Source organism: Salinicola halimionae, assembly GCF_003206065.1.
Lineage (GTDB): Bacteria > Pseudomonadota > Gammaproteobacteria > Pseudomonadales > Halomonadaceae > Salinicola > Salinicola halimionae.
This window is the reverse complement of sequence record NZ_PZJQ01000007.1, coordinates 1-25,380: the sequence shown is the minus strand read 5'-3', so window position 1 is coordinate 25,380 and position 25,380 is coordinate 1. Positions and strand designations below refer to the sequence as shown.

The following is a 25,380-nucleotide window of genomic DNA, read 5'->3' as shown; positions in this document are numbered from 1 at the left end:
AGCCAGCATGGCCGGACTCGGCGTCAGAGGAAATCTGTCTTTTGTGGCGGGGGGCTTCGGTTTCGCTGAATACGACTTTGGTGGATAACCGGGAGGGCGTGCCAAATGGTCAACGTCCCCGATAGCACGCTCGGCCACCGGGGATGCTCTTATCTCACTGCGCTACTGACTCAACTCAACGCGTAGGCAAAGTCACCCTGGTCATCGAGGCTGACGGCGAGCTTCTCGATCGCTTCACCGTTGGCCATCTTGTCTAGTACCTGGGCGGCGATGGTCGGCATCAGGCTGCCGGAAAGGATGTTGTCGATATTGCGCGCGCCGCTGTCGCTGTCGGTGCAGCGGTTGGCAACCGCCTCGACGATCGCCGGGTCGTACTCGAACTCGGCGCGATGGTTGTACTCGAAGCGGTGCTTGATTCGATCGAGCTTAAGCCGAACGATGTTGTGCAAAATTTCCTTCTGCACCGGATAGTAGGGAATGATGTTCAAGCGACCCAGGAAGGCTGGTTTGAAGACCGTATTGAGCTGATCGCGCAGGCTCTCGACAATGGCATCCGGGGCGGGCAGCGTATCGACGCCCAGGCACTGCTGCATGATGTCGTCAGTGCCCACGTTGGAAGTGAGCAGGATCACGGTGTTGCGGAAGTTGATCTCGCGGCCTTCACCGTCGTCCAGTACGCCCTTGTCGAAGACCTGGAAGAATAGCTCCAGCACGTCCGGGTGGGCTTTCTCGACTTCATCCAGCAGCACCACGCTGTAAGGCTTGCGGCGCACCGCTTCGGTCAGCACGCCGCCTTCGCCGTAGCCGACGTAGCCGGGGGGCGAGCCCTTGAGGCTGGAGACGGTGTGCGCTTCCTGATATTCGGACATGTTGATGGTGATGACATTGCGCTCGCCGCCGTAAAGCGTGTCGGCCAGCGAGAGCGCGGTTTCGGTCTTGCCGACACCGCTTGGCCCCAGCAGGAGGAAGACGCCGATCGGCTTGTTGGGATCTTCCATGCGTGCCCGAGAGATGGCGATGCGCTTACCGATCTCCGCCAGGGCGTGATCCTGACCGAGTACGCGCTCGCCCAGCAGCTCGGGCAGCCGCTGCACCGTGGCGATCTCGTCACGCATCATCTTGCCCAGCGGAATGCCGGTCCAGTTGGAGATCACTTCCGCGATCACGTTGCCATCGACATGGCCATGGACCAGCGAGTGCTCACCCTGAACGTCAGCCAGCTCGCGGCGAACCTCGCCGATCTGCCAGCTCAGTGCGTCAGCGTCGCCATCCTGTCTGCCGGTCTCGACCGTTTCTCGTTCTGCCTCCAGAGACTTGAGCCGGGTGACGATTTCCTGTTCGCGCTCCCAACGGGCGCTCAGGTCGTCGATCTCGGCCTGGGTGGTCCCGAGCTGCTCGTTGAGCGAGGCCAGCGTCTCGGCATGATCGCTGCCCTCGCGCTGCTCGCGCTCGAGCACCGCGATCTCGCTTTGAAAGTTGTCAATGCGGCGGTGGGCGTCTTCCAGCGCTGCCGGTTGTGACGACTGGGCAAGTGCGACTCGCGCGCAGGCAGTATCAAGTACGCTGACCGCCTTGTCCGGTAGCTGTCGCCCGGTGATATAGCGGTGCGACAGACGCACGGCCTGGACGATGGCGTCGTCGAGAATGGTGACCTTATGGTGGTCCTGCATGCGCTCGTTCAAGCCGCGCAGCATATTGATCGCGACCGGCTCGGCCGGCTCTTCGACCTTGACCACCTGGAAGCGCCGTGCCAGCGCCGCGTCCTTCTCGAAGTATTTCTTGTATTCCGCCCACGTGGTGGCGGCGATGGTACGCAGTTCGCCGCGGGCCAGTGCGGGCTTGAGCAGGTTGGCGGCGTCGCCCTGGCCAGCCTGGCCGCCACTGCCGATCAACGTGTGCGCTTCATCGATGAATAGAATGATCGGATGGAGGCTACGCTTGGTTTCTTCGATCACGTTCTTGAGCCGGCTTTCGAACTCGCCCTTGACCCCGGCACCGGCCTGCAGCAGCCCCAGGTCCAGCGTTCGCAGTTCGACGTTCTGAAGCGGCGGCGGCACGTCGCCGTTGACGATTCGCAGGGCCAGGCCCTCGACCACCGCGGTCTTGCCGACGCCGGCCTCGCCGGTGAGGATCGGGTTGTTCTGACGTCGGCGGGTCAGAATATCCACCATCTGGCGGACTTCTTCTTCACGACCGAGCACCGGATCGATGCGCCCGGCACGGGCGTTGCCGGTCAGATCGATGGTGTATTGATCCAGAGCGGGTGTCTTCGACTTGCCCCGGCGCTCGCCGCCCGCCTGGCCGTTGGCCGGTTGCTGTGCGGTCTGGCCTTCGCCGCCGGCGCCTTCTTCCAGCGCTCGAACATGTTGATCCTCACTGCTGCCGCCGATCAGGTCATTGATGTGGGCCTGAAGATCGTCGACGTTGATGTGCTCGAGTTCGCGGGCGCCGTCGATGACCACGCGTCGCAGTTCCTCGTCTTTAAGCAGCGCCAGCAGCAGATGGCCACCTCGAATCTGCGCTTCGCCCTGATCGATCGAGGCGATGACCCAGGCGCGCTCGATCAATTTGGTGATTCGAGGCGAGAGCGCAGGTGTGCGGGTATTGCCGGTCTTGAAGGTCGAGACAGTCTCTTCGAGTTGCGAGGCCAGGCGGTCGAGCGACACGTCGTAATGGCGGGCGATACGCAGCAGGTCGTTGTCGTCGCTGTCGAGCAGCTTGAGCAGCAGATGCTCGATGTCGACATCGTACTGGCGCTCGGCCAGGCACAGTGCCGCGGCGCCTTCGGTGGCTTCGCGGCAGGGATCGTTGAGTTTGTCGAAGAGAGATTTGAGACTCACGCCGTGGCTCCATCAAAAGGGATGTCGAAGAGTGCATGGCCGTGGGAATCGGCCGGTCGGTCGGTAGGTTTCAGCCAGCCCAGCCGCCCCAGTTTGAGACTGCCACCCGCGCCCAGCTGCGGCGCGGGAATGCTGTGTTTGTCGAGGATCAGCTCGATCTCGAAATCGAGTTCGATACCGGCGTAAAAACGTACGAGTTTCACCAGCTTCTGATGGGCTGCGGTGTCCGGCACCAACGAGCGGTATGCTTCCAGGCTGAGTGGGCCGAAGGCGATTCGAAACGCCGATTGGTAATCGCGCACTCGCGTGCCGGCGACCGCGCTCTGGCCCAGCCGGGCGTTGGCCTGGCCAAGTCGGGTGTATTGCTCCGGTGCCAGCCGCACCCAGCGGCCGGTGAAAGGAATCACGCGACAAGGCAGCTGAAAGGTGTATTCCAGAATCGACTGCAGATTGCCGGGGTTGCGCGGCCGCTGTGACCACAGCCCGGAAAACCAGCTGAACAGATCGCGTCGCAACGATGCCGGGTCTTCCGGCTGGTCCAGCGTCTTCTCCAGAGTGGTCGGAGTAAAGCCGACCAGATGCAGCAGCCAGTCTTCGAAATCGGCGCTGCCCTTGCGCTCGTATTCGATATGAAACCGATACTTCTGCCATGCTTCGTAGAACAGCGCCGTCATGCGGTGGGAAAAAAAGTCCATGAAGGCGTGAGCGGCGTCGTCACGTTTCTCGATATGACGGTTGATCAGCAGCTCGGTGTAGGGGCGTGGCAGCACGCCGGAAGGCCCCACCAACCCCATGAAGGTCACCTGAATCTCGCTCAGCGGATCGCCGCTGGCAGAGCGTGCCTTGTCGCTCTCGAAGTTGAGATCGCTGATCTCGCTGGGCGGAAAATTGAGCGACAGCAGCGAGCGAAAGCGCAGCGGGTCCTGGTGCGGTCGATTCTCCGGATCGATGCGCCCGGTGCGGCTATAGTGCAGCCGCAGCAGTCGTACGAGCTGGAAGAACCCGAATCGCCAGGGCTCCGCTCGCGCCTGGTCGATCAGACCAGGGGCTGAGTACCGGTTCTCGGCTGCCATTGGGCGACTCGCTGTTCGCGCTGACGAGAGCGCAGGGTGAGTTGAGTGAAACTGTTGAGACTGCAGTACTGGCCGAAGAAGTGATCCAGAACCATACCGAACAGATAGATGCCGCTACCGGTGAACTGGCTTTCGTCGAGTTCCAGCGTGATCCCGGTACCGCGCACGAATGCCGGGCGCGGATGACCGATGCGGGTCATCACCGGTTCGCTGGCGATCGAGGTGATGCCGTTGATCTGCTTTCGGATTGCCGAGGCCTGGCGATAGTTATAAAGCGTCAGCAGCTCCATCAGCGCTTCGCGGCCGTCCGAAACCAGCGAGAGATGGTTGAGCGAGAGGTGTGACACCAGTCGCCAGATCAGGCCCTTGCCCATCGGCGGCCGAACCGGCGCGGTTGGCTTGCGCAGGCAGCGGATCTGTTGCACGACCTGCTCGCGCTCAAGCGTAAAGTCGCCCTGTGGATGGCCGAAGGTCATCAGCTGAGGCAGGTCGCGGTTGCTGCAGGTGAGCTTGAGACTGAGCGTGTCGCTGCTGCCATCCAGCATTTCGAGCTCGCGGTCGACTACGCGCAGGCGCATCTCTGTGCCGGGGTCGCGGGCATTCTCGGACGCCACCCGCCGTGCTATCCAGTAACTCTGGCGTGCCTGCTTCTCGCTATCCCGGGGTTCGAAGAAGGGCAGGCAGGGCGCGACTTCGTCCTGGGTCGCGGTACGGATGACCCGAGTCACCTCGTCGATCGAGACGATCTCGGTCGAACGAGAGTGACGTACGTCGGGTACTACCGGGTACTCGTGCCGGGTGTGGCTCAGCTTGATCGGCTCGGCCTGTTGCGGGAACAAGTTGACCACCGGGGTGCAGCCGAGCCGGAAGTTATGACGACCGACGGTCTGCGCCAGTCGCGCCAGCCGTTCGTGCTGGTCGTAGTCGCGGAACAGAAAATGAATCTGAATCTGCGTTACGGGTTTGTCGGCGAGCGGCCGGGCCAGGCCGTTCAGGTCGAAGAATAGAAATTTTTCAGGAAAGGTGAAGTACTCGTGCAGCAGCCGGTAACCCAAAAACGAGCGCTCGGAGTAGTCGATCAACCCTTCGTCATGACCGAAGCCGACCGGCGTGATGGCGTCCGGTGCCAGCCCGATTTCTCTTCGCTGGCCGGCGTCGACGAAGCTCACCGAAATCCTTGCTACATTGTTGAACAGCAGCTCGTACAACGGGTGCATCAAACTGCCTTCACCATCGAGAAACAAGCGCAGGCGGTCCATCCCCAGCTTGCCGAAATCGGTATTGCCGAGGCTTTCCAATGACAGTGTCAGTTTGGCGACGTTGTCGTTGCCGTGGGTGTTGAACGAGGAGCGCTCGAGTCGTGTCAGCTCGGCGCCGCTCAACGCTACCGGCCAGACCTCCACCGGGTAGCAGGTACGAAAGCGACAGAAGGAGTCCTCCACCGGGCGCGAATGCAGCGCGGTATGGCGCGGCAGGTAATAGGCCCCGGTCAAGGAGGTCTGCGCGCCGGGGTCGAACTGAACAATGGAGAGCGCCGGTGTCGGGCGCAGATAGTGCGGATAGAGCACGTCGAGAAACGCCTCGACGATCTCGGGGAAATCGTCGTCGAGTTTCTTGTGCACGCGAGCACTGAGAAAGGCGAACGACTCGATCATGCGCTCGGCGTGCGGATCCTCACAGTAATCCCCCTCGAGCAATAGCCGCGAGGCAATCTTGGGATAGCGCTGAGCGAACTCCTGGCCCAAAAAGCGCAGGTGCGAGAGTTCCTTCTCGTAGTAGGGCAGCAGGTCGTCGAGCATTAGATCAGGTTCTGCACCTTGTATTGGCGGGTATTGACTTGCAGTACGGCATCGAAGGCCACGCGCTGGCTGGCTTCACTCAGCGATAGCACCGCTTCGATGCGAAACTGGAGTATGCGGTCATGACTATCCTGGTTGAGCAGTTGCACGCGCACGCTGCTGAATCGCTTGTCGCCCTGTTCGATGGTGCGCTCCAGCTGACGCTGTATCAGCCGACGATCTTCCGTGCTGCGAATGCCACGGCTGACGAAGTCCGGTAGGCCATAGTCGAGCAGTGTTCCCTGCAACGTCGGCCAGCCGTCCAGTTCGCCGGCGACCAGTTCGCGGCGGGTATTGACCAGCAGCTCGAGATCTCTCACCACGGAGGCCTTGTAGACCGCCAGGGAGCAGCGATGGCCGGGCTGAGCCTCGGTCGAGTGCTGCGGTTCGTCGTCGAGTAGACGATCGAACAGCGTGGGTACCATTTGCAGCGTTTCACTCATTTCGCACCTCGACATTCGTTGACACTTCATAACTATCCGCAGAAGCATCGGGGGCGGCATCCGCTGCCTTGGCCAGGGCTGGCGTCACGACGACGCAGGCACCCGCCGTCGGGCCGGTGCCTGGGACGAGGTCGTCTGGATCAGGAGCCGCGTGTCGACTGCGGCAACTCGGAGACCAGACGCAGCGATGCAGTCAGCTCGTCGAGCTGGTAATGCGGACGCAGGAACGTCACTGCCTTGTAGGCACCGGGCTTGCCGGGCACTTCCGCGACTTCGACGCGCGCTTCGCGCAGCGGATACTTGGCCTTGGCTTCCTGACCGGCGTTGTCGTCCAACAGCACGTACTGTGACAGCCACTCGTTGAGGTAATCCTCGACGTTCTGGCGGGAGGCGAAGCTACCCACCTTGTCGCGCATGATCGCTTTCATGAAGTGAGCGATACGCGAGGTGGCAAAGATGTATTGCAACTGCGACGACAGGCGCGCGTTGGCGTTAGCCACGTCGGTGTTGTATTGCTTCGGCAGCTGCGAAGACTGGGTGCCGAAGAACGCCGCATAGTCGGTGCCCTTGCAGTGCACCAGCGGAATGAAGCCTAGATCCGATAGCTCTTTCTCGCGGCGATCGGTGATCGAGATTTCAGTCGGGCACTTGAGTGCCACTTCGCCGTCGTCGGTCTGGAAGGTGTGCGTCGGCAGGTCTTCGACCAGCCCGCCACCTTCGACGCCGCGGATCGCCACGCACCAGCCGTATTTGGAGAACGCGTCAGTCACGCGGGCGCCCATGGTGTAGGCGGCATTCATCCACAGATACTTGTTGTGATCGCGACCGTCGACGCTCTCGGTGAAGTTGAACTCCTCCACCGGCGTGGTCTCTTCGCCATAGGGCAGACGACCCAGCACGTGGGGCAGGGTCAGGCCAACGTAGCGGGCATCTTCCGAGTTGCGGAAGGACTTCCACTTGGCGTACTCGACGGTATCGAAAATCTTGGAGAGATCGCGCGGCCCGGTCATGTCGGTGAACGAATCCCAACCGAACAGCTCCGGCGATGCGGAGGAGATAAACGGTGCGTGCGCGGCGGCGGCGACGTGAGATACCTGCTCGAGTAGATACATGTCCTGCGGATGACGGCCGAATTCGTAGTCGCCGATCATCATGCCGAAGGGGGCGCCACCGAAGGTACCGTACTCTTCCTCGTAGACCTTCTTGAACAGCGCGCTCTGATCGAACTCGGAAGCGGACTTCAGATCCTTGACCAGGTCCTTTTTGGACGCGTTCAGCATGTGGATCTTCATGTTGGTGCTGGTCTCTGACTGGTCGGTCAGATACTTGAGGCCGCGCCACGAGGCTTCCAGCTGCTGGAATTCGCTGGCATGCATGACCTCGTTCAACTGATCCGAGAGCAGCGAGTCGATCTCGGCGATGCGCGAATCGAGCACCGCGATCAGGTCTTTGCTGGGAGTGACTTCGCCTTCGAGGACCTGGTTGACCAGTTCGTCGATCAGATCGCGAGTGCGAGTGCGCTCGGTCTCCGAGCGAGCCACACGGCTTTCGGAGATGATGCTGTCCAGCAGCGAGGTCTCTGGGGCGAAGACTTCCTGCGTTTCGCTCTGCGAGGTGTTGTCGGTCTGATTCTCGGCCATGGGAGACTCCTGTTATTCCTTGTCTTGCTGCGGTTTGGCAGCGGCTTCGCGTCCCAGCTCTTCGCCCAGCGCCTGAAGCTTGTCGGTATTCTGCAATACGTCCATCAGCAGCTCTTCGAGCTTGTCGTTGCCACCCATCTTGTTGCGCAGGTCGGCCAGCTTGTTGCGCACTTCGAGCAGCTTGCGCAGCGGCTCGATCTGACGCACGACTTCCTGTGGCTCGAAGTCTTCCATGCGTTTGAAGTTGAGCTCCACCGGCAGCTGAGAACCGTCGTTGGCCAGCGTGTTGTCGACGCGATAGCTAAGACGTGGCTTGACGCCTTTCATCACGCTGTCGAAGTTGTCGCGATCGACGTTGACGAACTTGCGATCCTTCAGGCGGGGCAGTGGCTCGAGCGGGTTACCCGCATAGTCGCCCATGACGCCGACGACGAACGGCAGCTCTTTCTTCTCGATGCTATCGCCGATCTCGACGTCGTAGGTCAGATGCACACGGGGCGCACGAACACGCGACAGCTTGTGTTGAGTACTTTCGTTCTTGGCCATGACAATGTCCTCTCTCGAGATGGCGAGTGCGTTGTGGTTTCTAAGTTCTCATACGTGTTCAGGCGGATGGCGATGCGTTGACCGCCTTGATCAGTTGCTCGCGCAGGTCGTCCTGCATGGCATTGATTGCGTCTTCGGAGATCAGCTCCTCGAAGCTACGGCTGCCTGAAATCTCGGTGCTATGCCGAATGACCTCGTCGGATGGCAAGGTCGATGCAACGGGGGAACTGATCACGCAGAAGGGGAGTTCACCGAAATCGTCGAGCTGCTGAAATCCGACCGGGAATCGAAGTCCTTGGAATAGGCGGCCCAGACCGCCGGCTCGGCTGAAGCAGTGAAACAGCATTAGATAGTGCACGACGAAGCGATGAAGCTCCGAGCCGCTGCGATTGGGATCGCGAATCACCTGGCGAAAGCGGCTCAGATCGAATGACGAATAGCCCACCACCCAGCGTGCCGGGCTGGTTACGCGTACGGTATTGCCACCGGGAAGGGCATGGTCGTACTCCAGCGGGAACAGCTCGGGCGTCGAATTGATGATGTTGAGCGGCACTTCCAGCTCGTTCATCAGGTTGAAGGGGCGTAGCGCCGCGTGCTTGTCGAACAGCGTGCGGAACTCCTTGAAGTGGTGCTGGGTTTCGCGGCCACTGCCGCGAGGCGCACCCTGCAGGTACTCGCCGAACAACGGTTGGGGTCGCACCAGTGGTGCCAAGGTCGTCAGGTAGTCTGCCGCCTGTGCCTTGAGCAAATCCGATACCACTCGCGTCTGCTTGCGCGAGCGAATGAAGCTATCAACGTCGAAGGACTGCGTCATGATCGATTCCCGGTGCGACTTCACGTCGTCGAAGCTTGGTTCGACTAACGTCGGTCTATTCTGGTCCATGCCAGCTCGCGGCTCGTTATTCGAGGCTTATTGTGGTTCGAAGCTCATTGTGCCGTGCTCGACAAAAGACTCAACACATTAACGTTCGGCTTGCCAGAGCCATAACATAAACTGAAAAGTATTGTATCGGAGAGTCGTTATAATATGGTTAAGCGATTTGCCATTCGCGCTGTAAGCGATCTCTTACATTTATTGTAAAGATGCGTTTCCATTACTCTAGCACGGCTGATGGTTCAATTGTTCTCGTCGGCGTCCGTTGGTGTCGACAGGTTCGGCGTGAGCAATTGCAGTGCGACGCTCTCACCATCTTCGTCGATCGCTGGCATGCCCTGTTCGTTCAGCGGTTGTAGATCGCCATTGTCCAGCTTGAGATAGACGCGGGTCTCGCCAACTTCGGGGCTAAGCACGTAAAGTTGATTTTTTAAATCATTAATATTTTGATTTTTATGCCAATTCCCCCAGCTTGTGTTGACGCGTTCACCACCCGGCGCATCGATTTTGATCTCATGCAGGTAGAACCCGCCGGGGGCGCCGGTGATGGCGTCGCGCTGCAGTACCAGGTCGGTATCGACGCCGTTGCAGCCGCTGCAGGGGAGCGTTCCCTCGAAGCGCTCGGTCGCCTTGATGTAGTTGACCTGTGTATTGGGTCCGGAAGCGCAAGCGCTCAAAAGTAGGCAAGTCGCCAGCGGAATCCATTTAACGAGCTGTGCTTTCATGTGTCATTCTCAAGCTTTTTGTAAATAAATGTTTCTGAGTAAGCTAATGTTAAATCTGTCGCTTATTATAGCCACTAAATCTGGTAGGGTGTGCGTCGCGTGAGATAATTTAATCCCGCCTCTTCTTTCGGTGATTTCATCTCCGCGGTTTCCTTGTGACTAAATAAAAGAGTGATGAGACGGCAATGATGGCGTCCGTACGCATTTTGGGAATGGGTTTGTTGGTCGCGTTGCTGGCCGGTTGCGGTGTGGCAGATCGCGTCGGTAATCGCTTGGGGGATACCTGGGCGGGCGATCTGCTCGGCAATCAGGAACGAGTGCGCGTCACCATCGATAGCGATGAATCAGTCAATCCGGATGCCGACGGCAAGCCGTTGTCGGTCGTCGTCAGGATTTACCAGTTGACCGAGCAGTCTTCGTTTGCCACCGCTTCGCCGCGTCAGTTGTGGAGCGACGGGGAGTCCATTCTCGGCAACAGTCTGTTGGCGCAGCGCGAGGTGACGTTGCTGCCGGGCGAGGAGAAAGTCGATACGGCAACGCTGAAGCCTAGTGCGCAGTATGTCGGTGTCGCTGCTTTCTTCCGCAACACCGTCAGCGATGACTGGCATGTGATCTTCGACGCCGAAGAGCTGAGAAACGATGGACTTCTGAGTGCTTCCGAGGGGGTCAAGCTGCACCTCGTTGGAGATCGCGTCGAAGTGGTACGTGGCCACGATCTGCTCGGCAATTGACTCTTCCGGCGGTGGATTCGGCCATAGACCATCACGAGATGGCGGCCACCAGCCATCGATCATCGCGGGCAGCAGTATTCAGAGGTAGGGGACAGGGACGTGAGTAAACAAAACCGCATCATGTGGTCGGAGGGCATGTTCCTTCTGCCCCAGCATTTTCAGTATCAAGATGAGTTTCACCAGCGCCATCTAGCCGAAACACGTCAGGCGCAGCACCCGTTTCAGTGGGGGGTGCAGGAGATCAGCTTCGACGAAGGGGCGCTGGAACAGGGTACGTTGCGCCTGACCCGGCTGAAGCTGGTGTTTCCGGATGGCTCTCTGTTCGATGCCCCTCAGCATGATCCGTTGCCGCCGGGCCGCAGTCTGGAAGAGCTGGCACGCAATGGAGAGGTCAAGATTTACGCAGCCCTGCGTACGCTGGAGCCCTGGTCGCCCAGCTATCTCGACCAGGATGCACCTCGCCACGGTGGCCGTCGCTTCGTTCAGCGCTTCGAGACGCGTCCCGACCTCAATGAAGGGTCGCTGGAAAACGAGCTGGGAACACTCGAATTCAATGCCACCTTGCTGATGGAGGGGGATAGTCTCGATGGTTTCACGCACTGCCCGATTGCCTTGCTCAAGCGCAATGCCGCCGGGGGCTTCAGTCTCGACGGCGAGCGGTTCATGCCTCCGGTGCTGCACATCGATTCCGTCTCTTTGCCATTCGATATCGCCAATCGGCTGATCGGCATGCTGCAGGCGCGCAGCGAGGCGCTTTCCGGCCGCCGTCGCGAACGCGCTGATCAGGTGGCGGAGTTCGGCTCCAGTGACGTGACACTGTTCTGGCTGCTTTACACCATCAATCGTGCTTACCCGCAATTGGCGCACCTGTTAGCCAATCCGCGGCTGCATCCCGAGATGCTTTATCGCTTCCTCGCCGAGCTTGCCGCCAGCCTGATGACGTTCTCGATGTCCCACAAACTGGGAGATATCCCCGAATACGATCATCGGGATCCGGCGCCGGGGTTGCTGAGATTGGAAGGGATCGTCCGCGAACTGCTCGAGATCGTCGTGCCCAACCAATACATCCCGATTCCACTCGAGCAGACGCGTCCTTCCTACTATGTGGGGCGGCTCAACGATGCTCGCCTCAAGGACGCCGATTTCTATATCAGTGTTCACGCCGATATGCCGGGTGCACAGATCCTCGAACTGGTACCGCGTGCGTTCAAGGTCGGTTCGCCGGAAGACATCGAAGTGGTGGTGAACACCGCCATGCCCGGCGGCACCTTGAGCCATGCGTCTCGCATGCCCAGCGCAATCCCGGTACGCCTGGATAATCATTACTTCGCGCTCGAGCCTCACGGCGCCGTATACGAACGAATGATGGACGCGCAAGCGATCGCCTTTTACGTCCCCAGCGGATTCAAGAATCTCAGCATTGAATTGATGGCGGTAATGAAATGACCGAAGCCCTAGCTCATCCCTCCGATATCGCAGAGCCGCGCACGCTCAAGACGCTGTCCCGCGATTTCATCTCCATGGTGCTGATGGTACGTCGCGGTCAGCAGGCCGAGAGTGTCGAGCGCTTTCTCGAACGGGTCGATCAGTGGTTGCGCGAATTCGAGGAGAAGGCCAGGGCAGAGAACTACAGCGCCGCAGCCGTGAAGGATGCGCAGTACGCGCTGTGTGCTTTCCTCGACGAGAGCGTGCTCAAAGGCGGCATTGGCAATATCCGCGAGCACGTCGAGCTCCATCCCTTCCAGTACCGTTATTTCGGTGTGCATCTTGCCGGGGAAGGCTTCTACGATCGGCTAGACAGTCTGCGTTCGGATGTGCGCGCCAATCTGGATGTGCTGGAGGTGTATCACCTGTGTCTGGCGCTTGGCTTCGAAGGCAAATACAGCCTCGAGAATCGCGACCAGTTGCGCTATATCGCCAACACCCTGGGACAGGATATCGCGCGTTATCGCCAGCAGAGCGCCGAGCGCAGCGAGAGCTGGAAACTGCCGGACCAGGTCGGACAACTGTTGCGCTACGAGATTCCGCTGTGGGTCTATCTGCTCGGCATCGTGGTGATCTGTCTGATCGTCTACGGCGGGCTGCGCTGGTGGCTGGGTAGCGAGACCGATTCGCTGATCGAACAGATCCAGCAGCTTTTCCATTCCACCCGCTGACGAGCGAGCCCAACGATGCGTTTTCTTCGATTCCTGCGCTCGCTGAAAGGCTTCTGGCCGCTCTCCATCTTATTGTGGTTGATGGGGTTGGCGTTGTGCGTCGTGTTGCTTCCCTTGGTAACCCAGGAGCGCGAGCTGGTTTTCATCGCCATGGCGCTGGTCACGGCGGTCTGGCTGCTGGTCGTGGTGATGCGGCAGTACCACCGTATCCGTGCGGAAAGAAATATCGAGAACCTGGTGGAGCTGGAAGTCCATCGCGAGGCGGCCGAAAGCGAGTCCGGTGACTACCAGGTGCTGAGCGAGCGTCTCAAGCATGCGATGGCGATGCAGCGGGCGGCACGCTCAGTCGACGGCGGCAAGGCCTCTCTTTACGAACTGCCGTGGTATCTGGTCATCGGCATGGCCGCCTCCGGCAAGACGTCACTGCTGACGCGCTCCTCGCTTTCCGCGACCATGGCGGGCGGCAGCAACCTGTCATCTATCAGCGGCACGCAGCACTGCGACTGGTACTTCAGTCGCGAGGCGGTGATGGTCGATACTGCCGGACGTTATCTGGTTGAAGATCGGCCCGCTAGCGAGTTTGCGGACTTTCTCAAGACGCTGCGAAAACAGCGCCGCAAGCCCGCCATCAACGGCCTGGTGCTGGTCGTGAGTTTGCCTGAACTGCTCGAACAGTCGCGCCAGGAGGCGCATGCGTTGGCCGAGCAGCTGGTGGCCCGCGTGTCTGAATATCGCCAATGCCTGGGTATCAATCCGCCGGTCTATCTATTCTTCAGCAAGGCCGATCTGCTGCCCGGATTCACACGGACCTTCGAGGCGCTGGATGCCACCGAACGGCAGCAGCCCTGGGGCCTGACGTTCTCGTTGGATGAGTTGCGTCGTAACGGTGTGACGGGGGCATTTCAGCAGCGGTTTCCGACACTGGTGGCTGCGCTTCGTCAACGTGTTGATCGGCGCATGATCGAGGAGGGGAGTGACGCCGACAGCGAGCTGCTGCGCTTCCCGGATTATTTCGCTGAACTCTCCGGCGTGCTCAGCGATTTTCTCGAACAGTTCGACATTCAGCAGCAAGGTGAGCAGGCGCCAGTCTTGCGCGGCATGTATTTCACCAGTGCGTTGCAGACCGGTCCGACACTGCCTCCGTTGCTGGATGAACAGACACGTTCCGAGTTCGCTCTCGAACCGGGCCCGATTTCGGCGCCGACGAACCGAACCGGCGAGAAGAGCTATTTCATCACCGACACCTTCCGCAACGTGGTTTTTCCCGACCGCAACCTGAGTCTTTACTACTCTCAGCGCGGCGATCGACGCGCGCTGCCCACGTTAATGATCGGTGCTGTTGGCGTGCTCGGTGTCGCGGCGATCGCGGCCCAGGGCTGGTCCGCCTACAACAACAAGCTTTGGGTCGACCATATTCAACAGAACCTCGACAGCGTCACGGCGGGCAACAGTACCGGCAGGCTCAAACCGCACGAGCGCCGGGCGCTGCTCGATGACCTGGAGCAGCAGTTGGCGGCCATCGAACGGCATCGGGAGAACGGCGTGCCGCTCAAGCTGGACCTGGGGCTCTATCAGGGTGAGGCGCTGCATGATCCGCTCAAACAGGCATGGGCCACACTGATGCGGGAAGACGTCCTGGCACCGCTGGCGAACCGGTTGGCACGTCAGTTGCGTTCTCTGGGCAGCTTTGTGACGGCGGGCGGGGAGATCGACACTGACGCGGCGGGCGACGATGCCCCGTCGCGTTCACCGAGTGGTGGCTCTGCCGCCGTCGGTGACGGCGCTCAGGCAGTGGGAAACAGCGGTCAGGCTATCGGCCAGGGCGCGTTGGATCGTCTGCAGGAGCGCTCGACGTCGCGCCCGACGTTGGGCAGCGTGCCGACGAGTGCGTCAGAGTTGAGTAGCCGTGCTCGAAGTGAGTTGCGTTCGAGAACCACCGACAGTGCTCGTGATGCTTGGTACTCGGCGCGCAGCAATGCCGAGACCGAGCTCGAAGAAGGCCTGCGCAACCGGACCAGTGAGCTGGGCAGCGTCGTCGGCGACAGCAATGGTGACGAGTCGACACTGACGCTGTCCGGTGAGCAGGGCCCGTCGCTCTCCGAAGAAATGCTGACTCAACTGAGTCAGGAGGATGTCGAGCAACTGATCGGAAGCTACTCCTCGCTCAAGCTTTATCTCGTCCTCACCGATCCGGCTTCACATCAGGATCAGGGCGATTTCGTCGCCTCCGCGCTGCCGCGGTTGTGGCAGGATTCGGTTCGCCGGCGAGGACTCTCCCGGTCACGTGACAGCATCGTGGATAACGCCGCGCTCTACGTTCACTACCTGCAGCAGGGCGCAGCGCCATCGCTCGAGCGGGATGAAAATCTGGTCGCCGACAGCCGCGACCGGCTCAATGCCTTCTTGATCGATAGCAGTCTGGTCGATCGCGAATACCTGCGTTATCAGCTCGACGTCGAGGAGCGCTACGATCCGTTGACGCTATCCAGAATGGCGCCCGACATGCCTGGCCGGCTGTTCTATACCAGTCGGGCCGTACCCGCTTTCTACACCCGACAGGTATGGGACGAGTATCTGCGGCCGGCGATCATCGAAACGGTATCCGGCGATCTGCAGCGCGAATCCGACTGGGTGCTGGACGACGAGGACGTCGATGATGCCGTGCAATCCAAGGCGCGCTTCGTCAGCCAGTTGATGGCGCGTTACAAGCGCGACTACGCGATCGCTTGGGAACGCTTCCTCGGTAACACTCACGTCTCCAATTTCGACACCCTCGATCAGGCCAGCGTACGACTGGCGGAACTGAGCGATCTGCAGGGTTCGCCGCTGCGTCAGGTGCTGGAAGCGGTCAAGGCCAACACCGGTTGGGACGATCCGCAGGCCGATGATGGGGACGGGCACGCCAGTGGTAAAGCGCAGGACAAGAGCTTCTGGGGGCGCGCCATGAGCGTCTTCGACAGTGGCGATGGCGGCGCTGCGGTGGATCTGGCGACATTGCCGAAGATCAACGATGGGGCGCTGACTCGCCACTTTCTGCCGGTGACGCGGATGCTCTCTGCGGATGAGGCCACCGGCAGTGACAATTCTGTGCTCAATCAGTATCTGCTCGACCTGCGTCAGCTCAAGGTGCGCGTCGATAACGTCCGTAGCGCGCAGGATGTCGGCCGCAGCAGCAAGTCTTTGATCATGGCGACGCTTTCGGGTCAACCGACCGAGATCAACGGGCTGCGCAACTTTGTTGCGTCCCGTGTGGATACTTCCCGTGCGCCGCTGGTCAAGGCGCTCGAGCCGTTGTTCCGAGTCCCTGTGGAGGACACCTGGCAGGCGCTCAACGAGCCCGCCAGGAACCAGCTCAACGCTGCCTGGGATGACAAGATCGTCACGCCGTGGGACCAGATGGTCGCCGGGCGCTATCCGGTCAGTGATTCGGTCAACGAGGCCTCTGTTCGCGATCTGGAGTATTTCATCGACCCGGATCAGGGAGCGCTATCTCAGTTCCGTCAGGATGAGATCGGCGACCTTGCCGGCTCCGGGAGCGGGCAACGCTCGCCGATGGTCGACCCGCGCATGCTCGACAGCATCGATGACGCCACTGCGCTTGGACAGGTTATCGATAGCCTCTCCGATCTACGCAACGGCTTCGAGCTGCAGGTGAATCCGACCGCGGGGCTGACCGACATCATTCTGACCATCGACGGTCAGCGTCTGCACTACCGCAACAACACCCAGTCTTGGGAGCGTCTGACCTGGCCTGGCAGCGGCGAGTCATTTGGCGCGCGTATGGACATTATCAACCGCGATGGGCGCCGGCATACCGTGTTCGATTATCCCAATCGCTGGGGGTTTCTGCGCATGATCGAAAGCGCGGGTATCACCCCGATCGACAGTGCCCGGCAGCGATTCAGCTGGCGAACCTATATGGGCACGGTGAGCTTCGATGTGCGCAACTTCGGCGGGGTGAAAATATCGGATCTACGCCGAATCAAGTCGTTGAGCATTCCGACGATGGGCCGATGACGGTAGCAACAGGGCGTTGAAGGTAGCGAGAAAGCCATAGGCCCGCGATGCAGGAACGGGTCGGTAACGATGCAACGGGATAGGCGATGAGAAGGAAGTCTGCATGATCGGCTGCTTTGGCAAGATCCCCGCGAAAGCCGATTTCGTGGGCGTTAACGCTGCCGGTGCAGTGATTCAGGAGCTCGATCAGTGGCTGCAAAGTGCGCTGGTTCAATTTCTTGATCATGAGGACTGGATGCATCGATTCGACGCGCTCCCGGTCTGCTTCTTCCATTATCACGCCCGCAACGGCAGCGACGTGATGGGCGCGATGATCAGCTCGGGCGATGCCTCCGGTCGCCGCTATCCGTTCTTCATTTTCCAGATGTTGAAAACGGAAGGGCGGCAGTCGGTGCTGCCTTACCTGCATACGCTGGGCGAAATCTTTGCCGGCCAGGCTCGAGACATCCTGACGGATTCCGTCCACGGCTCGGCGCCGATTGACCCGACCGTGGCGATCGAGGATCTGCGACGTTGGACCGATCAGGATTTGATGCTGTACCAGCGTATACACGAGCGCTTCCTACAGGATTACAGCTTCGACGATATCGCCAGGTCGCTCGAATGGGGCTGGCCGGAGTTCATCGCCAGCGCCAGTTTGCACCGCTTGCACTACGCCCTGGAAAGTTGGCGGGCCGGCAGCACGCTCGCGGTGCTGCTTCCACTGCCGGCGGAGCGAGGCTTGAAGAGGCCGGTTGCCGACCTGTGGCAGCAGTGGCTCGGCGGTGCCTGCCAGGGCGGTGCTCCGGTCATGAGCTTGTTGATCGATGATTTCATGCGCCCTTGTTTGTTGCTGATGCCGGTGTGGCGCAGCGCCGAGGCGTTTTTTGAAGTGCTGTCGAATCCCGGTGACCGCCGGCTTTGTATCGACGTGTTGGCGCCGTTCGCTGATGGCGAGCCGCATCCCGGGACCTTGTCGTTACCCGATACCCGACTGAGCCTGGCCGATTTCATGACCCAATTTCCGCGCAGCCGTCAGGCGTCGTGAATGGGCAACAGTGAGCAGATGGACTGATGAAACGTTTGAAATTCGCTTATCTGAAATACGCTTTCTTCAAGTATCAGCCCTACATTCTGGGGTTGTTGTTCTTCGCGGCCATTTTTCTGATATGGCGGCTCGGGGTGGCGCTCGGCTTTTCGTCGCTTGCCAGCTTGCTGACCGGCATCGTTGCATTCCTGCTCGCCTCGGCACTCTATGTGCTGCTGCTCTACCGGGGCGTAGGGCAAAAGCGCAACCTCGAGCATTTGCTGATGGACGATGCCGATGCAGCAGTTCTTGAGGCCAGCCCTCAGGATCGTGAAGAGATCAGCCTGCTCCGCGAGCGGCTGTTGACGACGATCGAACGCTTGAAAAAAAGCGGCAAGGGTAAGGGAAAGCGGGGCAGGGACGCGCTCTACGCGCTGCCGTGGTACATGATCGTCGGCCAGCCGGCGGCTGGCAAGAGCACCATGGTTTACCAGTCCGGTCTCAATTTTCCTTTCGCCGAGAGAGAAAACGCTCGGGTCGCCGGAATGGGCGGTACGCGTCACTGCGACTGGTTTTTCAGCTCGGACGCGATCCTGCTGGATACGGCGGGTCGATACATGAACAGCGAAGAGGAGGCCGGTAAGTGGAAGGGCTTTCTGTCTTTGCTCAAGCAGCATCGGCGAGACTGTCCGCTCAACGGCTTGATCGTCGCGGTCAATATCAGTGATGTAGTCCAGGCCAGTGACACTCAGCGCAACAATCTGGCACGGCGTCTGCGTGAGCGGATTCAGGAGGCTCGCGAGCATCTGGAGGCGCGCTTGCCGATCTATCTGGTCTTCACCAAGTGCGACCTGATCGAGGGCTTCACCACTTTCTTCGAACGTCTCGACCCGCAGCGCCAAAGCGATGTGCTCGGGCACACCTTTGCGCACCGGCAACCGGGCGATGTGAACTGGAGCCAACAGTTCGATACCGCACTGGAGAAGCTCTGCCAGCATTGGCTACAGATGGGTGATGACGAGATCGTGCAGCGCGATGTCGTCGATACGCGTCGAGAGGTCGCTGCCTTTCGTTTCCCGCTCGAACTGGCTGCCCTGCGTGAACCGTTGACTCGCTTCGTCGAAGCATTGACCAACGCCAATCCCTACCAGAGCGCGCCGTTGCTCCGAGGTTTCTATTTCGTCAGCGCACTTCAGGAAGGCGACGCCATCGAAGGGGAGCACGCCGGCCGCATCGGTCGTCATTTCTCTCTGGCCAAGCCGGAATCATTGACTGGCGAGCGCACCAATCATCCGTTCTTTATCGCCAACCTGTTTCGTCAGGTCATCATTGCCGACCAGCATCTCGCCGGTCTCTACTCGAGCGACGTGCGAGGTCGGCGTCGCAAGCTGCGCTGGACGCTGGCGGCAGGCCTTTTCGGCGCCATCTGCTGCGCGCTCTGGATTACCTCCGCAGTGCAAAATCATGGCGAGATTGCCGCCATGTCAGGGACCTTTGCCGATGCCGTAGAACAGGATGACCAGCATCCCGAACGGTATGCCCGCTGGTCGAGCCTGGATGCGCTACGGGATTGGGGAAGCCAATACTATCGGCGTCGGCAGGGCGATGGCGTGCCGTGGTCGATGGGATGGGGGCTCTATCAGGGAGACAGAATCGAACCGGCAATCCGCGAGCGCTATTTCGATCAGCTGCAACCGGTGATGTTGGAGCCGGTCGAGCAGAACCTGACCCGTTCGCTGTTTACGCTGACCACCATCGATGTCTACCGCCGGAACAGCGATGAACTGCATGCCGTCGAAGGGCCGGACACGGTCGCTCCGTACGCGCGTCCTCGCGACAATAGCGCGGACTCGCTGGCCAAATTCGGGCGTTCCACGCTGGATACCTACCTGATGATGTCCGATCTCGATCGCGGCGACATCGATTCCGACGTACTGCGCGCCCAGCTTCCGGCTTTCTGGTATCCCGCTATTCAGCGTCAGACTGATACCACGATCGACGAGAATCAATCCGACTATCGCTATGCGGGTCGTCAGATCGATTTCTACAGCGCCCAGGTGCAGGAAGCCGATGTCCCGAGACTCTCTGCCAATGCCTTCCTGGTCTCCAGCAGCCGCAATTATATCGACAGCCTTCTGGAGCAGACCCTCACCAGCTCGGAAACTATCGTGCTGGAGTCCGATACGCTCTTCGCCTTCGGGCGCGGCGACTACTCGGGTCTGCAGGCAGCCGGGCAGAAGGAACTGGATGAACTGGCCGAGCGCCTGCTCAATACCCAGGATCTCGGCCAGATTCTGATCACCGGTCATGCCGACCCGATTGGTAATGAGCGGGCCAACCAGCAGCTCTCGCTCCAGCGTGCCATGACCATCCGTCAGTACCTCATCGGTAAGGGCGTGCCTGCAGGGTTGATCGAGGCGAAAGGAGCTGGTAGCGAACGCCCGCTGGTGACCTGTGATCGCGGTCAATCGCGTGCGGCGTTGATCGATTGTCTGGCGCCCAATCGGCGGGTAGAGATCGAGGTCAGGAAGCAGGAATGAATAGGCGATGGGTTAACGATAAATCGCAAATTGTAACAAAATATATAAAATGTAGTTAAGTGTGTTAATCGACTTTAAAAGTAAAAATGGGCCTATATAATCTGGGCTAAGTGAGGGTTTGTGAAAAACTGCACACGGTGATGTCATTTTGAAACAATTCAGGTTGTGTAGGAAATTGGATATATATGGCATAGCCAATTTCCTAACATCCGACGTTCTGGATGACGTTATTTCGCTGTAATGGGCGATTGTTATTTGGGTGATGCTGTTTTTTACTTTTAAAAAACAACTGTTTGTTTGACCGCTACGTTTTCATCGCCGATGAATGGTGATGTCAGGTTGGCAAAGAGATGCTGCTCATGGGGTCGGGCTCAGGCTGATTCCATTCATGAGGGCGTCATCCCGTAGGTAGGAAACTAGGAGAACTGAGAAAATGGCTTTTGATGCTTACCTCAAAATCGATGGCATTCCCGGTGAGAGTCTGGATGACAAGCACACGGATTGGATCGAACTTAAGAGCTTCGACTTTGGTGCTAGCCAAGCAACTTCCGCAACGGCCAGTTCCTCAGGGGGCGCCTCTGCCGAACGTGTCAATCTGAGCGAATTCCGAATTCAGAAGTTCGTCGACAAGGCTTCTGCCAAGTTGTTCGAATCCTGCTGTAAAGGTCAGCACATCAAGGAAGTCGTGCTCCACGTCAACCGCGCCGGTGGTGACAAGGTGCGTTACATGGAAGTGAAGCTGGAAGAAGTCATCGTTTCCTCTACGGAAATGGAAGGGACTTCTACTTCTACCGGTTTCGAGCAGAACGATAGCGAAGACCGCCACGATCTGCCGTACGAAACCGTCAAGTTCAACTACGCGCGGATCAAGATCACTTACACCCAGCAGAAGCGTTCCGATGGCCAGGGCGGCGGCAACGTCGCAGGCGGTTGGGATCGCACTCGCAACAAGGTTTACGCCTAAGTTGCTTTGCCGCTCTTCGGAGCGGCTATCGACATGCTCACCGGTCATGGCGGCGAACGGTGAGCATGTTCTTGATCGGTTTTGCTATTCGTCCTGCCGTGCAGGTAGGGAGCTCGATGAATGGCCATCGTTGATTGACCCAGGCAGGCCGCAGGGGCTTTCGGGCCCATGTCACAGCGCTCCGGCAGGAACCGATGCGTGTCCCGTTTGGCTGCTGCTTTTCTGCGTGAATCAATGCCGCCGGTGGTCGGACGACGCCGTAGTCCGCCACGGCCTTCAATGCGTGTGAGGTCGAAGATATGGAGCAACTCGGCGAGCTTTCCATCGATGCGCTTCTCGCGCCCATCGAGGGCGGTAGCCATGGTGGTAGCGGGGAGGATCTGACATTTTCGATACTGTTCGATCAGATCAAGGAGGCACGTCGAGCCGACCCGACCTACCTGCCCCAAGGCGAGTGGCAGACGGAGCTCAAACAGTCTGACTGGGGCCAGGTGGTTAATCTGACCAGCGAGGCGTTAGCGGAGCAGAGCAAGGACCTGCAACTGGCCGGCTGGCTTTGCGAAGGACTGGTACATCGAGAAGGCTTCGATGGGATCCGGTTTGGCTTGGCCCTGACAACACGTCTTCTCGACGAGTACTGGGAATCGCTCTATCCCGAAATCGACGAAGATGATCTCGATGAGCGCGCCGCGCGGCTGGGATGGCTGGTCGATACCCTGGTCAACGTTGTGCGCACACTGCCGCTGGTCGCCGGCGACGGCTATAGCCTGGCCGACTACGACGAATCTCGTCAGGTAGAGAACCAGGCTCGTAACGACCCGGATGCGATGGATCGGGCGCTGGGCGAGGGCAAGATCAACGACGAGATCTTTCAGCGTTCCGTCGTTCTCAGCAGTACGGCATTTCTACAGGAGCGACACGCTGCTATCGCTGCGTCACTGGTCTCGCTGGCGCAGCTGGATGAGATCAGCGACCAGCGTTTCGACCGCGATGCCCCGAGCTTTTCATCTCTCAAAAAAGTATTGGTCCAGTGCCGCGATCTCACCGAAAAGCTATTGCGTGAGCGTGGTGCCGATGTCGCGGTGGAAGAAGAGGCGGCGGCGATCGCTGAGGCAGAAGCCGAAGCGCCGGGACGTGTCGAGCCCAGTTTTATAGCGCCCGCCGTCGAGCCTGGCGGTCAGCTGCGGACCAAACCCAAGAGCCGCGACGAAGCCTTCGAAATGCTCAATGGTGTGGCACGCTACTTCAAGGAGCGCGAGCCTCACAGTCCGGTGCCGTATCTTATCGAGCGTGCCGTGAAGTGGGGCCGCATGCCGCTGGAAGAGTGGCTCAAGGATGTGATCAAGGATAACGGTGTCATCGATAACATTCGCGACACGCTGGGCACGCAGTCCAAGGATGACGACTACTGACCATGTCTCGCGCCTCGATTTTTGATCTGCTTCATCAGCGCCAGCAGCCCATCGAGCCAGCCGAAGCGCCGAGTTCGGCGCGGAGCGATTATGACGCCGATAGGCTCCGACTCCTCGATGGCGTGGCGTTGACCGCGTCTGGTTTCGTCGGCGCTGGCGCCGTACCGGAGGCGCAATCGCCGGCACTCTCTTCTTCCCTCCATGGTCCGGATGGTTTTCGGCTGCTGGTTCATCGGGTCGCTGATGTCATGCCGGTTAGGGAACCACGGCTGGGGCGTTTCGAAGCCAAGGCATTGAGGCTCCATGAGCTGGTGCAGACCCTCGTGATCGAAGCGCTGATGATGCTCGAGTCGCTGCCGGAAGATACCGCCTTTGATGTCGTGCTGACTGCGCCAATGCGCTCGCCGGAGGCGGCTGCCATCGTCGTCGAGCACCTGCGGGCCGCCATCGTCGAAACACAATACGCTTCGGCGCTGGGGGAGATTCATCACACCTCGCAAGATGGCGACCCGCATACCGTGTTGGGCGTCGGCGATAGCGGTGGGATGCCGTACGTGCTGTGGATCAGCGCGGATTCGCTGCTCAACGACGAAGACGTCGCGTCGATGCAGCATCGCCGCCTACTGGGGCGCTCCTCGAATAGCGCAGGCCTGTATGTGGGAGAGGCTGTCGTTGCGCTCCTGGTACAGCGATTACTGCCCGAAGACGATGGCTTCGACACCGGTTGGTACATCGAGAAAGGCGTGACCCACGATCATCCGGCCCGGGCGATGCGTCGCGATCATGCCAAACGCCAGGCCTTGCTCGAGCTGTTATCGGACGCCTGGCCCTTGGTCGCGACGACTTCGGCAGCTGGGTTCGGTGATGCCGAAACATCGGATGCTTCTGCCGACGAGGTCGGCGCAGGCACTTTGCCGGCACGGGTCGTCATCGATGCGATGGGGCTACCCGGCAGAGCGGTGGAAATCGGTAGTGCGCTGATCGAGCGTTGGCCCGAGATCGACATGATCGATGACGGCATCGGCATCGATCAATTCTGTGGATGGCCGGGCGAGGCGGTGACGGCGCTGGCCTTGGCGCTGGCGATCGAACCGCTATCGCCAGTGGAAAGCGCGTTGGTTCTCAGTGCGGAAGGCGAAACCCGTTCGACGGCCTGGCGCTTACAATCCTGCGCGGCCTTGGCCGCGCAGTCAGGCAATCACTCGTGACCGCTGTCGCCGTTGTGTGACGAGATCAGCGAGGCGCCGCAAGCGGTCTTGTGGCCATGCAGCGCCACCGGCTTGCCGTTGATTTTCATGGTCGGATGACCTTCGACGATGGCATTGGTGCTGCCGTGACCGTCCTTTGGGCAGGTGACCTTGTCGCCAACACAGGCAACCGGTTTGCCGTCGATCAGGTAATTGCTCTGCGCGGTAATGACTTTGCCGCCGTGGCTGGTGGCGTCACCGAGTACAACGATGCCTTTCATCGATCCGGGCTTCCTGGCAAGTGTGAGAGGTCGAGCCCGGCCAAGCGGACTCATCAACGAGCGTTAATTTAGCCATCGACACCGTGGCGGTACAAGCAGCGGGTGGTGGGATGGCGGAGAGGCCAAGATGGCAGAGACGATACTGGATAGTTTGCTCGACACCTTCGATATCGGGCTGTCGCAGTCCCAGCGACTGCTGACGCTGGAGATCGCCGGGGCTTCGTTGCTGCCGCATCGGCTGGTGGGTGAGGAGCGGGTGAGCGAACCGTTCACCTACACACTCGACTGCATCTCCCAGCAGGGTGACATCGAACTCAAGACGTTGATGGCGCAGCCGGCCAACCTGTCGATTCTGCAGGCCGACGGCAGCTATCGCCGCCTGCACGGCTTGGTTTCCGAGGCCGCGCTGCTGGGCGAAGACGGTGGCGTGACCTATTACCAGCTCACGCTGGTGCCGTGGCTGGCGATGCTAAAGCTCGGCCGCGACAGCCGGATCTTCCAAGACCGCTCGGTGGTCGAGGTGCTGACCCAGGTGTTCGACGGCCATGCGCTGGCCAAGGGCCGCTACCGCTTCGACCTGCGCCGAGAGTATCCCGCCCGCAGCTACTGCGTGCAGTACCGCGAGAGCGATTTCAACTTTGTCAGTCGGCTCTGCGAAGAGGAAGGCATTTTTTGGTATGCCGAATTTGCCGATAGCACAGACAGCGATAATGGTGATGATTTCGACGGCCACCGCATCGTCATCACAGACGACGTCGACACCACCCAGCCGGTCAGCCCCCAGGCGATCCGCTTCCACCGCCAGGATGCCACCGAGACCGAAGACGCGCTGACTCAGTGGGGGGGCGTGCGCAGCCAGCAACCCACCCGCGTCAGCGTCGGCACCTTCGACTACAAGCAGCCGTCACTGACCAAGCGCACCGGCCTCGATACCCTGAGTGATCAGGGCAACCTGCCCGACACCGAGGTCTACGATTACGCTGGCGAGTATTACTACTACGGCTATGAGCGCGGCGAACGCCTCACCGAGAACCGGCTGGAGGCGCATGAATCCCTGGCCAAGCGCTTTCGCGGCAGCGGTGGCGCGCGTCAGCTCCAGGCCGGGCG

19 protein-coding genes are annotated in these 25,380 nt (G+C 60.0%); 10 read left to right on the top strand and 9 right to left on the bottom strand.

Going from position 1 to position 25,380, the window contains the following annotated elements; all coding sequences use genetic code 11:
- Positions 1 to 170: 170 nt before the first annotated feature.
- From tssH to DOM27_RS17045, 8 genes are all read right to left on the bottom strand, one after another.
- Positions 171 to 2,840, bottom strand: coding sequence for a type VI secretion system ATPase TssH (gene tssH, locus DOM27_RS17080; RefSeq protein ID WP_110657993.1), 2,670 nt, complete (start codon positions 2,838 to 2,840; stop codon positions 171 to 173).
- A complete protein-coding gene (tssG, locus tag DOM27_RS17075) occupies positions 2,837 to 3,913 on the bottom strand; it encodes a type VI secretion system baseplate subunit TssG (protein ID WP_110657991.1) in 1,077 nt (358 codons plus the stop codon). Before tssG ends, tssH begins: the two co-directional genes overlap by 4 nt.
- The gene (gene tssF, locus DOM27_RS17070) at positions 3,877 to 5,712 is read right to left on the bottom strand and encodes a type VI secretion system baseplate subunit TssF (RefSeq protein ID WP_110657989.1); all 1,836 of its coding nucleotides are present in this window, start codon (positions 5,710 to 5,712) and stop codon (positions 3,877 to 3,879) included. Before tssF ends, tssG begins: the two co-directional genes overlap by 37 nt.
- On the bottom strand, positions 5,712 to 6,194 hold the full coding sequence (tssE, locus tag DOM27_RS17065) for a type VI secretion system baseplate subunit TssE (RefSeq protein ID WP_110657987.1): 483 nt from the start codon (positions 6,192 to 6,194) through the stop codon (positions 5,712 to 5,714). Before tssE ends, tssF begins: the two co-directional genes overlap by 1 nt.
- A 140-nt stretch (positions 6,195 to 6,334) precedes the next feature.
- A complete protein-coding gene (gene tssC, locus DOM27_RS17060; protein WP_110657985.1) occupies positions 6,335 to 7,834 on the bottom strand; it encodes a type VI secretion system contractile sheath large subunit in 1,500 nt (499 codons plus the stop codon).
- Between the two features lie 12 nt (positions 7,835 to 7,846).
- On the bottom strand, positions 7,847 to 8,380 hold the full coding sequence (gene tssB, locus DOM27_RS17055) for a type VI secretion system contractile sheath small subunit (protein ID WP_110657983.1): 534 nt from the start codon (positions 8,378 to 8,380) through the stop codon (positions 7,847 to 7,849).
- 58 nt (positions 8,381 to 8,438) lie between these two features.
- A complete protein-coding gene (locus DOM27_RS17050) occupies positions 8,439 to 9,194 on the bottom strand; it encodes a hypothetical protein (RefSeq protein WP_110658237.1) in 756 nt (251 codons plus the stop codon).
- A gap of 302 nt (positions 9,195 to 9,496) precedes the next feature.
- Positions 9,497 to 9,979, bottom strand: a complete 483-nt coding sequence (locus tag DOM27_RS17045; RefSeq protein WP_110657981.1) for a copper resistance protein NlpE N-terminal domain-containing protein — start codon at positions 9,977 to 9,979, stop codon at positions 9,497 to 9,499.
- A gap of 185 nt (positions 9,980 to 10,164) precedes the next feature.
- Here DOM27_RS17045 and tssJ point away from each other — a divergent pair, with 185 nt between their 5' ends.
- The 9 genes from tssJ to DOM27_RS17000 all read left to right on the top strand — a co-directional run bounded on the left by tssJ (position 10,165) and on the right by DOM27_RS17000 (position 24,013).
- Entirely contained in the window at positions 10,165 to 10,710 is a 546-nt protein-coding gene (gene tssJ / locus DOM27_RS17040) for a type VI secretion system lipoprotein TssJ (RefSeq protein ID WP_110657979.1), read from the top strand.
- Between the two features lie 99 nt (positions 10,711 to 10,809).
- A complete protein-coding gene (tssK, locus tag DOM27_RS17035) occupies positions 10,810 to 12,156 on the top strand; it encodes a type VI secretion system baseplate subunit TssK (RefSeq protein WP_110657977.1) in 1,347 nt (448 codons plus the stop codon).
- Positions 12,153 to 12,866, top strand: coding sequence for a type IVB secretion system protein IcmH/DotU (gene icmH / locus DOM27_RS17030; RefSeq protein ID WP_110657975.1), 714 nt, complete (start codon positions 12,153 to 12,155; stop codon positions 12,864 to 12,866). Before tssK ends, icmH begins: the two co-directional genes overlap by 4 nt.
- A gap of 15 nt (positions 12,867 to 12,881) precedes the next feature.
- Positions 12,882 to 16,883, top strand: a complete 4,002-nt coding sequence (locus DOM27_RS17025) for a type VI secretion protein IcmF/TssM N-terminal domain-containing protein (RefSeq protein ID WP_110657973.1) — start codon at positions 12,882 to 12,884, stop codon at positions 16,881 to 16,883.
- 103 nt (positions 16,884 to 16,986) lie between these two features.
- Positions 16,987 to 17,910: a type VI secretion system-associated protein TagF gene (gene tagF / locus DOM27_RS17020; RefSeq protein WP_110657971.1), complete on the top strand. Its 924-nt coding sequence runs from the start codon at positions 16,987 to 16,989 to the stop codon at positions 17,908 to 17,910.
- Positions 17,911 to 17,936: 26 nt separating this feature from the next.
- Complete coding sequence (gene tssM / locus DOM27_RS17015) at positions 17,937 to 20,429, top strand: type VI secretion system membrane subunit TssM (protein ID WP_110657969.1); 2,493 nt, start codon at positions 17,937 to 17,939, stop codon at positions 20,427 to 20,429.
- A 433-nt stretch (positions 20,430 to 20,862) separates the two neighbouring features.
- Entirely contained in the window at positions 20,863 to 21,393 is a 531-nt protein-coding gene (locus tag DOM27_RS17010; RefSeq protein WP_075562146.1) for an Hcp family type VI secretion system effector, read from the top strand.
- 299 nt (positions 21,394 to 21,692) lie between these two features.
- Positions 21,693 to 22,805, top strand: coding sequence for a type VI secretion system protein TssA (tssA, locus tag DOM27_RS17005; RefSeq protein ID WP_110657967.1), 1,113 nt, complete (start codon positions 21,693 to 21,695; stop codon positions 22,803 to 22,805).
- A 2-nt stretch (positions 22,806 to 22,807) separates the two neighbouring features.
- A complete protein-coding gene (locus tag DOM27_RS17000) occupies positions 22,808 to 24,013 on the top strand; it encodes a hypothetical protein (RefSeq protein ID WP_110657965.1) in 1,206 nt (401 codons plus the stop codon).
- Here DOM27_RS17000 and DOM27_RS16995 read toward each other — a convergent pair.
- The gene (locus DOM27_RS16995; RefSeq protein ID WP_075562149.1) at positions 24,004 to 24,273 is read right to left on the bottom strand and encodes a PAAR domain-containing protein; all 270 of its coding nucleotides are present in this window, start codon (positions 24,271 to 24,273) and stop codon (positions 24,004 to 24,006) included. The two genes, DOM27_RS17000 and DOM27_RS16995, sit on opposite strands and share 10 nt — an antisense overlap.
- A gap of 127 nt (positions 24,274 to 24,400) precedes the next feature.
- Between DOM27_RS16995 and DOM27_RS16990 the strand changes: the two genes are divergently transcribed.
- The coding region (locus DOM27_RS16990; protein ID WP_157956789.1) for a type VI secretion system Vgr family protein at positions 24,401 to 25,380 on the top strand (980 nt) is incomplete at its 3' end.